Source organism: Pseudomonas sp. VI4.1, from assembly GCF_002029345.1.
Taxonomy (GTDB): domain Bacteria; phylum Pseudomonadota; class Gammaproteobacteria; order Pseudomonadales; family Pseudomonadaceae; genus Aquipseudomonas.
In genome coordinates this window covers 1-9,562 of record NZ_MULM01000051.1, presented here as the reverse complement: position 1 = coordinate 9,562, position 9,562 = coordinate 1, and the positions used below count along the sequence as shown (strand labels likewise).

The following is a 9,562-nucleotide window of genomic DNA, read 5'->3' as shown; positions in this document are numbered from 1 at the left end:
GCTCGCAGCGAGGCGCCTTGCATACGCATGATCATTAGCGTTACGCGCTCTTCGATGGTCAAGTGGGTGTAGTGAGTAGTCATGCAGCACCTTACCTCGGGTGTTGCACTTGGTCACTGAGACCGCCCATCCATCCAGTTGCCTGGCGGTGAGTCCGGCGCAACCAAGGTACAGATATGCACCTTCAGGCCGTTAATGTCCGTACCGGAAATACCCGCGCTGTCCTTATCCGGAAACTCCTTTTCCAACTGCGCCACTTGGGCGCGCGCCTTGGCCAGATCGTCCAATAAGGTTTTGTAGTAGTGAGCCGCCGCTACATCGCGATCGACATCCCGCACTTTCTTGAAGATCCCCGCATTCACGCTGGCCAACCGCTCGGTTTGCCGGGCCTGCTCAAGTTCGGCGAGCAGGTCGTCGCGCCGCTCGGCCCTGGCCACTTCCGGCATCAGTTGTGGGCGCCCCAACTGCTTCAACATTCGGAACGTGTTGACGGAACCATCGCCCATGGCTTCCTGAGAGGAATTGGTCACGACAAAGAGGTAAAGCGGTCCGTCCGTCTCGAGGTCGCGGCCACCGTCGAGGAGGTTTTGCACCACGCTTTTGATCTTTTCCGCCAGCGGTGGCCAGCGGAAATACTGATTCTCGATGTAGATGAACTGGGTCATGTTGTTGACGGACTTCAGGTAGAGCTGCTCGATGTCTCTCTTGCCTTCCTGGCTTTGGGTCCGGAGTACCTGCGCCATGACTGGTACGCCATGCCCTGGCCGTACATGCAGTTGAGCGGCCATGGGTTGACGCGGGGTCAGCAGGTCGACATGGGTTTCTTTGTGCCTGGCCTCGCAAAAGTTGTGGTTCAGAAATTCCAGCACCGGGCCGGTGACTCGACTGGAAATGTCCTGCCGGGGCGTGGCGCCGTTGCGGCCGAACTGTGCGTGGTGACGTTCGTGACTGTGACGGTCATTGTCCCAATAGGCATCCAGGGTGTTATGCCCCATCACGAACCCCACGGCGATCTCCGGTTTTTCATAATCCACCAGGACCATTTTCTGGTGGTGGGTCGGCTCGGCAACCATCGCCACCGTACCCATGACTTTGTTGGTGGTGCTGCGCTCCTGATCCAACGCGTTCATCGCCAGCCGCCAGGCAATTTCGGCACGGTCCAGCAAGCCGAAGTCGCGGGTGACGAATTCGATGTTCCTGATGCCCAGGGAGGGATCATTGCCCCACATCAGCATGCGAAAGAAACGTTGCCCCAGCTCGATCGGACCGGTCTCCGCCCCGGTGTAGGCAAGCCTGATCTGGCGATACCACAACTTGTCATATTCGACTTGCTCGTCGTTGCGGTTCTGCTTGTACTTGCCGAACCAGTTCGTGACGTTGTCGCCGGGGGTCATGTTCTCTGAAGTCTGGGCGACGCGCAGCGAGTCGTACCAGCACAGGATTCGGACCTGGACACCTTCATTGGCTTTCTTGATCAGCAGGTCACCGATGCGCAACGAGCTGGTGTCGCCCCGCTTGAAATACATCGACGGCTGAAAACCCCAGCAGATGATTTCCACGCTGCTTTTGGCCGCCATGATGGCGTCATACACCGCGCCGAACGCACGTTCGCCATTCACCAGCGGCTCGAAGGTAGCCGGAACAGGTGGGTACTCGGTGCATTCCACGAACCAGGGTAAATTGAGCTGGCACGAGTCGGTCTGGCGGGTGGCGATCGGGGTGGTGATTGAGGGTGTGGCCATCGTCAAGCCTCCGGTTTCGGCGAGTTCAGTTGGGTGTAGGCCTGGCGAAACCGGCTACGTTCTTTCTGCGCGGAGATGTCCGGATGAGGCTGACTTTCGTGTCGATGGAAGCCTTGATTGGCACGTTCGGCGTTGTCCGGATCACCCAGGTACTCACCGCCCACCGGCACGTCGTAGCTGACGCCGTTAGCGAGTTCGATGCGGTAGCGGGAGGTGGTGACATGATGCTCGACTGCGAACCGGCCGCTGGCATCCATGACGCCTTTGCCTACCTGCGCACCGTCGGCGAAGACCGTGTACGGCATGCCCTTCCACGACTGATAACCTGCGGCGCTGCTTTGCCCAGCCAGCAACGTGAGGGTCTTGCTGATCGAGGCTGTCGGCCACGCCGGGTTATCGCGGTTGAGTTGCGCCGGCCCACCAATGGTTTTTTTCACGCCCTTGACATCGACGGTGCCGGGCGCATGGATATCGATGTTGCCGTCTTTGATACGGATGTAGGCGCCACCGCTGGTGAGCAGGATCTCATCCTGCGCGGCAATCTCGACGGTCCGGGCGGTGGACGTAATGCGCACGCTGTCCCTGGCGGTGAGCTCGATGCGATCGTTCTGGGCCTGGATTTCGATATTGCCTTTGGCCGCAAACAATTTGGCGCCAGCGGCTTGGGCGAACAGGCTGATACTTTCAGCCACGCTGGCCAGCAAAGATTTGCCGCTGGCGAGGTTGATGTCCTCCCCTGTCGACAGGGTCAATTGCTTGCCGCTATGCAGGTGGGTGTTTTGCGGCGTGGCGGTGGCGATGTCGGCCGGGGCCGAGGCGATCAGCAGCGGTTGGCGGTAACCGGTCGTCTGGCCACGGCCACCGTTGCTGATCGCCGCCTCGGTGTCGCCCGCGTTGCGCAATTGCCCTGTGGTGCCGGCCATGCCTTTTGCTGCGCTGCCATAGCTCAGCTGAGTGTCGGCGTTCAGTTGTTCGAGGCTGTCGACGCCTCCTTGCATCGGCAAGGCATTGTGCTGCCGAGCGGCCTCGGACAATGACTTGACCCGCTCTTGTGCGTTCGTCAGTTGCTGCCGGGCTTCTTGAACATCGAGCTGACCGCCTTGCGCGTTGTTGCGCGGCCATGTGCTGAGGTACAACCCTTGCTGTGCGCGCAAGGCGCCATAGGCATCGGTGCGCAGTTCAAAACCGGCGCCACGCAAGGCGCCACGCTGATTGCCCTGCTGGTCGATCAGATAGCCGAGGTTCAACTGGCTGTGCCCGTGACTGCTGTGGATCTGGGTACGGACCTGGCCCGTGGAATCGTCCATGACCCACTGGTTGTAACCCCGCCCCTGAATTTCCTGGCTTTTATAACCACTCATCAAACCGCTCGAGTGCCAGGCGGGCTTATGCCCGCCATAGACCTGGCCCATCACCAGGGGGCGGTCGATGTCATTATCCAGGAAAGTGATCACGACCTCTTCCCCTGAGCGTGGCACGTTCACACTGCCCCATCCTTCGCCACTGCTGGCCTGCATCATGCGCAGCCAGCATGAGCCCAGCTCACCGTCCTTCACCAGACGATCCCAATGAAAACGCACGCAGATTCGATTGAGGTTGTCGGTAAAAACTTCGCGACCGCTCGGGGTCACGACCACTGCGGTCTGCGGCCCGGGATTGGCTGGCTTGGCATGAGCGAACGGGCTGCGATAGGCCATGTCCAGTCGCTGGGTCTCGAATCGGTTTTGATAGATACCCTCACCGCCCGCAGCCAGCATCGACTTCCCTTGCCCCGTCTCGAAAAGCGCTCTCAGGCTACCGGGTGGATTGATCCGTTGCGTGCCGACTGGCAGGTTGCTCTGGGCGAAGAACTCGACGGCGATGATCAGGAATTGGCGGTCCTTGCGCGTCTTCAATTCATACAACGGCTGTTGGGTCAGCTCGAAGCCATGGCCTGGTTGCATCTGGCGTACGCCACCCTGGCCATGAATGCGTCTGGCAGCGGATTCGTCCTGTTCGATCTGCACACGGCTGAGCCAGTCGCCACGGTCGAGGTTCTGCCAGGCATATTGCCCACGGTATTGATAACGTTCGAGATCCGCCGGCGCCGATGCGGCAGGCAACGCCAGCGCTTGTGCGACTTGTGATCGGGCATGACAGAAATAGTCGTTGCTGCTGGATTGCACTACGCCATTGAGCAAGCGAGTACCGGGGCTCCATTGGGTAATGCTGTCTTGCTGGGCGGCGGCTTGTTGGGTGTGAAATCTCAAGGTTGGCGGGTTCAGGGTCGGCAAGAACAGGACACTGTCGGTGAACACGATGCAGTGGCTGTCGACTTGATGTTCCACATACCAGAACAGGCCTTCTTGCTCGCACCAGCGCTGGACGAAGTGCGCGTCGCTCTCGTTGAACTGGGTGACATAGGACAGCAGCGGATAGTCCCGTGACAAATCAAAGCGGTAGGCACCATGAGCCTGGCTGTAGCGTTGGAACACCTGGGCGAGGATGTCCGGGAGATTCACCTCCTGCCAGATCCGGCAATCCACCCGGTATTCCAGCAGGCTGAACCAGGGCGCGAAGACCAATTGCCAGTCGTCAAGACCGCCATCGCTGCCCAGGTAACGCACGCTGTCCACCCAGCCATGCCTGGGACTCAAAGTGCCGTCGTCGAGCTTGATGCTCAGTTGGACGGCCTGGCCAATGAGTTGCTCCGGGTCGAAAGCCGGGGTCTGGTTGATCACATCGACCGTATAGCGAGGCACCTGGCTCAGTCGCTCTTGGGCATGGGCTCGCAGGGCGAACAGTTCTTGCCCTTGGGGCGTCGTCAGGTGCAACAAGCGTTCGGCCTGGCTCAGCGGCTGGCCGTAAGGGGCCGTCACGGTGTCAGTGATTGAATCCACCTTTCAAAACTCCTTGTTTCCATTAGTCCCTGATGCTTGCGCCGATCAGCCAGCCTTGAGTCTGGTCGGCCTGGGTGCGATCCAATATCCAGACGGCACTGTCGGAGTCAGCGCTGGTGGTCAGCCAGGCGAGGCCTATCTGCACCCATTGCTCGGTCACAGGCCCGAACCGTGCGCCGATGAGGCTGAGGCGAATCTGTCGCTCGAGGTCCAGGGCCGGCAGAAAACCCCGGGCGTATCGGTTGAGCTGGTTGAGGCGTTGACCCTCCAGCGCGCCATCGCCGATCAACCCCTTCACTCGCGATGGATCAATGGCCGTACGCTGGCTGAGTGCTGTCATCAACTGTTCAAGTGTCTGCGTGTCGTTGCGATCCTGCGCGGTGCGCGGGGCGTGGCTCAGACTGATTGGAGCAAACAGCTTCAGAAGACTGTCGGGCTGCAGCTGCGCTGTTTTGGATTCGCGGCGCAGCAACACCGCGCTAACCGCTTCGCCAGCCAGCTGATCAGGCAAACACGCCGATAGCTGCTCCTTGCAGGCCCAGGTGTCCAGGCTCAGGCACAACAGGTATTGCGCGCCGGCACTGCGGGCAAGCACCTCGGGCAACCACAGCGCCGGGACTTGCGTTTGCAGGTCGAAACCACGGTGTGGCAATAGCGCACGGGGCCATAGGCTCACGACTCGATCAAGCCAGTCCATTGCGCGGACAGCACCTGGCACGAACAACACAACCTGCGTGTTGGGCCAATCAATGGAACCCCGGAAGGCCGGTGCCCATTGTTTCAAAGCCGCCTGCAGGATTTCGCTGGAGCGGCCCGGCGCGTTGATGTCTGGACGCTCGGCTGCCGGGGTCGCGAGTCGGCGAACAGGCCGGCGCAGCCCGCGCTCATCGAGCAGGCGTGGGTCGTGAGAAAAGTCGGAGGGTAAACCGGCCAGCTCGCTCGCTGACAACGGTGCTTCAAAGGCGCCACAAGGTAGCCAGACCCAGGCTCGCACAATGCTGGCGCAGGTAGAGGCAAAATCACCCTTGGGACATCCTGCTTCTGCCAGGCGTTGCTTTTCCTGCTCGGCCAGGCGTCGCTCGGATATTCGATCGAAAAGACTGGTACGGGTTGTCATCTCTGATCCTTAGAGAACGCCGGTGTCCTTTTGCGTAGCAACCAACCGCGCACCGCAGGCAGTCAGGTCCCCGTCACGCGCGACCGCCCTGTCATCGTCCAGCAGGGTTTCGTCGCCACTGCCAATCGTGCATTCCCCATGGGGGCAAGACACGCGATCGCCGACTCGCGCAATCGCGAGACCATTGATAAAAGTAGAGGGGGATCCTTCAACCACCCGGCCCCCATCAGAGGTCGGGTCGTTGAAAACGATGATGGGTTGCATGATGGACGTCCGTGTTTGAACAGGCGCGAGTCGATTCGCGGAACCACACCGTACTAACGGCCAGCCAGTGTCACAAGTCGGCACATTCCGTAAATCTTGTAGCCTTGGTCCTAGGACGACGTAGTCCGCGTCCTAGGACCATCAACGCCGCCTCAGCCGGGGTCAGGCCGCACACCCGAAAGTGTTCCGACCGAGAAAGACTTCACGGTACGCAGTGATGATTATTGATCGGCAAACTTGATTGCGCGGCGCATTCGGTTCAGGTGCTTCAACCCTTCGATGATCAATACCACCACGGCCAGCCAGATCGGCAGGTAGGTCATCCACTGCCCGGGTTTCAGGCTGTCACCGAGCAACAGCGCCACGGCGACCAGCAGCACCGGTTCGGCGTAGCTGAGCAGCCCGAACAGACTGAAAGGCAGCAGCCGACTGGCGAGGATATAAGCGTACCCTGCCGCCGCACTGACGATACCCATGAGCGGAACCAGCCAATACAGCGCCGGCCGTTGCGCGCCGATGTCGGCCAACGGCTCGCCGCTGAGCACAAACCACAGCGCCGCCGGGATCATCAGCAGCATGTCCAGCCACAACCCGCCCAGGTTGTCCGTGCCGAGGCGCCGGCGCAATACGAAGTACAGCGGATAGCCAAGCGCTACGACCAGCGTGGTCCAGGAAAATCCGCCAGTGCGGTACAGCTCGTTGATCACACCGATGGCGGCGAATACCGCTGCGATTTTTTGCAGGTGCGACATGCGCTCGCCATACACGATGCGCCCGGTGATCACCATCGTCAGCGGCAACAGGAAGTAGCCCAGCGACACGTCCAGACCATGGCCATTGAGCGGCCCCCACATGAAGATCCACAGTTGCACCGCGACCAGCGCACTGGTGAGCAGCACGCCGAAAATCAGCCTGGGTTTTTCACGCACGCGCCGATAGATCTGCGGGACCCATTTCCAGTCGCCGGACAGGCAGATGAACAAGGTCATGAAAGGCAGCGAAATGAGCATTCGCCAGCCGAAGATTTCCTGACCGTTCAGCGGGGAAAGAAGAGACGTAAAGTAATACAGAACGCCAAACAGAAATGATGCGGATACCGCAAAAACAACACCTTTAGACACAACAGCCTCGACAAAAACCGCATGAATCGAATTGAAATCGAGATCACTTAAAAGTGCGAGATTACTGATAGGCAAGCATTAAACGCGACAAGGCAGTCATTGCCATACTTCAACTTTACGGTTGGTATTTTCAGCAACAAGAATCAGGCGCAGTTATATGTTTTTTATTATATTGCGCAAAGTTCATCCGGCACGTTATCGAACCCGACTTCGGTTATTGATAGAAGAACACCCAGCACGAGTGCTTCCAGGTAAAACGCTGCAATCGCGCAAAATGCTCGCTGCGATTGAGTTGGAGCCCTGATTTTAAGGGCTTTCGCCTGCACCAGAGCGGGACAGGACGAATGGTTTGTTACGGTTGACGCTTATTCACAGGCCAATAGATTGCCAGTTGGCCTGACGACAGAGAATATAGAAAATGACCGAATTAGTCCAATAAAAAATCGTAGCCTGCGCAAGCGTTGACTCGCGCCTGCACCCTGCGATTTTGAACTTGTTGCTGATCGCTTAAAATGGCTCAGCTGTTTTTATGCAACTTACTCATCAATTCCGCCTCGGCCTGGGTCAAGCCGCAGGACTGAGTCAGTTCATTGACGCTCGCGCCCATGCCCACCAGGCGAGCCGCCTGGGCGAACGACAGGCTCGATGGGTCGCGCTGTTCCAGTTGCGTCAGTTTGTCCGGCAACGGCCCGACCACCGCGCGCAATTCCTGCAGTTCCTGCCCCATGCGCACGTTGCTGTTCTGGTAGTCGTCGACGCGCTTGGCCAGGTCCTTGATGCGTTGATCGCGCAGCGCATCGCCCCCGGCCTGTTGCGCCGCGACCAGCTTTTGCGCGCGAACGTAGGCCAGGAACATCGCCAGCGTGCCTGCCCACAAGAGGAACAGGACAACGACCGCCACCTCAAGCATCAATCAGATGTTCTCCAGGTCCGACCATTCTTCTTCGCTCATCATCTTGTCCAGTTCGACCAGGATCAGCAATTCGTTGTTCTTGTTGCACACGCCTTGAATGAACTTGGCGGACTCGTCGTTACCGACGTTCGGCGCGGTTTCGATTTCCGACTGACGCAGGTAAACCACTTCGGCCACGCTGTCGACCATGATCCCGACCACTTGCTTGTCGGCTTCGATGATGACGATACGGGTGTTGTCGCTGATCTCGGCGTTCATCAGGCCGAAGCGCTGACGGGTGTCGATCACGGTGACCACGTTGCCGCGCAGGTTGATGATGCCCAGCACGTAGCTCGGCGCGCCCGGGACCGGGGCGATTTCGGTGTAGCGCAGGACTTCCTGAACGCGCATCACGTTGATGCCGTAGGTTTCATTGTCCAGCTTGAAGGTGACCCATTGCAGGATCGGATCTTCGGAACCTTTTGCGGACGACGCCTTATCATTCATACCCTGATCCCTCGATAAACCGCCCTGGCGGTGTGTGTTCTGTGCGGCGGCATGCAGTGCCGCCCTCTGTTGTCATGTAGCTTCTAGGTCGGGCCGGCTTTGCTGCCGCCCATGTGCTTTGCCCCGCCGCTGGCAATCAACTCGGCCAGTTCGGTAACGTCGAGCAACGCACACATGTGTTCTATCACCGTGCCCGCCAGCCACGGCCGCTGGCCGCGGTGGCTGCGCCATTTGATTTCGTTCGGGTCCAGGCGCAGCGAACGGCTGACCTGATGCACCGCCAGTCCCCACTCGTAGCCCTGCACCGAAATAACGTATTGCAGGCCCTGGCGGAAGTCATCGCGATAACGGTCGGGCATGACCCAGCGCGCGGTATCCAGCACCTTCAGGTTGCCGGCCTGGCTCGGCAGGATCCCGAGGAACCAGTCCGGTTGACCGAATAGCGGTGTCAGTTCATGACCGGCCAACGAATAGATCGAACCCAGGCACACCAGCGGCACCGCCAGGGTCAACCCGGCGACATCGAACAACAGGCATTCGAATGGCTCGGCGGCCCATGAAGGACGACCGTTTGCTCCAACCGTTGGTGGCGTGGTACCGGGCGCCTGATGGACGTCGACTACCGGCGGTACCAGGGTTTGCAGCTGCGGGGAGAGGGTGGGAACCGGTGCTGGCGCTTCGATCACGGGCACCGGGATCTTCGCCAATGGCACTGGCACGACCTGCGCATCACGGGCTTGCTCTTCAAGCACTGCCGCCTGGAATTCATCCAGCGCACTGTCGTCTTCGACCACCTCGGGGACGTCCGCCGTGAGCTCGTCGGTCGCGTCCATCAGCAAGTTGTCCAGATAGGACTGTAGCGCCAGTTGCGGACGTGAAGTGATCTTTGCCGGCCTGTTCACTAACGCCCACCCATTGTAGGAGCGAGCTTGCTCGCGAAAAACCTGAGAGCGCCGCGGGGTGTCAGGTTTCCAGCGTTATCGTTGACGACCATCGCGAGCAAGCTTGCTCCTACAGGTGCTCGGGCTCATCTCAGGCAA

The 9,562-nt window shown here is 59.5% G+C and carries 9 protein-coding genes and 1 pseudogene; all 10 read right to left on the bottom strand.

Features of this window, described 5'->3' with window-relative positions:
- On the bottom strand, positions 1 to 83 hold an 83-nt coding region (locus BZ163_RS35085; RefSeq protein ID WP_143510986.1), incomplete at its 3' end, for a helix-turn-helix domain-containing protein.
- Positions 84 to 113: 30 nt separating this feature from the next.
- Positions 114 to 1,742 (bottom strand): phospholipase, encoded by a 1,629-nt coding sequence (locus BZ163_RS01125; RefSeq protein WP_256578900.1) that lies wholly within the window; start codon positions 1,740 to 1,742, stop codon positions 114 to 116.
- Between the two features lie 2 nt (positions 1,743 to 1,744).
- Positions 1,745 to 4,600 (bottom strand): type VI secretion system Vgr family protein, encoded by a 2,856-nt coding sequence (locus BZ163_RS01120; RefSeq protein ID WP_178110398.1) that lies wholly within the window; start codon positions 4,598 to 4,600, stop codon positions 1,745 to 1,747.
- 43 nt (positions 4,601 to 4,643) lie between these two features.
- On the bottom strand, positions 4,644 to 5,738 hold the full coding sequence (locus BZ163_RS01115) for a hypothetical protein (RefSeq protein ID WP_128869462.1): 1,095 nt from the start codon (positions 5,736 to 5,738) through the stop codon (positions 4,644 to 4,646).
- A gap of 9 nt (positions 5,739 to 5,747) precedes the next feature.
- Positions 5,748 to 6,002 (bottom strand): PAAR domain-containing protein, encoded by a 255-nt coding sequence (locus BZ163_RS01110; RefSeq protein ID WP_128869461.1) that lies wholly within the window; start codon positions 6,000 to 6,002, stop codon positions 5,748 to 5,750.
- A gap of 221 nt (positions 6,003 to 6,223) precedes the next feature.
- Positions 6,224 to 7,123 carry an EamA family transporter RarD gene (rarD, locus tag BZ163_RS01105; protein ID WP_128869460.1) on the bottom strand — a complete coding sequence of 300 codons (900 nt, stop codon included), beginning with the start codon at positions 7,121 to 7,123 and terminating at the stop codon, positions 6,224 to 6,226.
- Positions 7,124 to 7,640: 517 nt separating this feature from the next.
- Positions 7,641 to 8,036 carry a DUF2802 domain-containing protein gene (locus BZ163_RS01100; RefSeq protein ID WP_128869459.1) on the bottom strand — a complete coding sequence of 132 codons (396 nt, stop codon included), beginning with the start codon at positions 8,034 to 8,036 and terminating at the stop codon, positions 7,641 to 7,643.
- Positions 8,037 to 8,522: a chemotaxis protein CheW gene (locus tag BZ163_RS01095; protein WP_128869458.1), complete on the bottom strand. Its 486-nt coding sequence runs from the start codon at positions 8,520 to 8,522 to the stop codon at positions 8,037 to 8,039.
- Between the two features lie 83 nt (positions 8,523 to 8,605).
- Positions 8,606 to 9,424 carry a CheW domain-containing protein gene (locus tag BZ163_RS01090; RefSeq protein ID WP_128869457.1) on the bottom strand — a complete coding sequence of 273 codons (819 nt, stop codon included), beginning with the start codon at positions 9,422 to 9,424 and terminating at the stop codon, positions 8,606 to 8,608.
- 11 nt (positions 9,425 to 9,435) lie between these two features.
- Positions 9,436 to 9,516: pseudogene (locus BZ163_RS36290) on the bottom strand (outer membrane lipoprotein carrier protein LolA); the annotation flags it as partial.
- Positions 9,517 to 9,562 lie beyond the last annotated feature (46 nt).

What these genes read in the sequence shown, in the direction of transcription:
- BZ163_RS01125 (WP_256578900.1), bottom strand. Translation starts at nt 1,742, where the DNA reads ATGGCCACACCCTCAATCACCACCCCGATCGCCACCCGCCAGACCGAC.
- BZ163_RS01115 (WP_128869462.1), bottom strand. Translation starts at nt 5,738, where the DNA reads ATGACAACCCGTACCAGTCTTTTCGATCGAATATCCGAGCGACGCCTG.
- BZ163_RS01110 (WP_128869461.1), bottom strand. Translation starts at nt 6,002, where the DNA reads ATGCAACCCATCATCGTTTTCAACGACCCGACCTCTGATGGGGGCCGG.
- BZ163_RS01095 (WP_128869458.1), bottom strand. Translation starts at nt 8,522, where the DNA reads ATGAATGATAAGGCGTCGTCCGCAAAAGGTTCCGAAGATCCGATCCTG.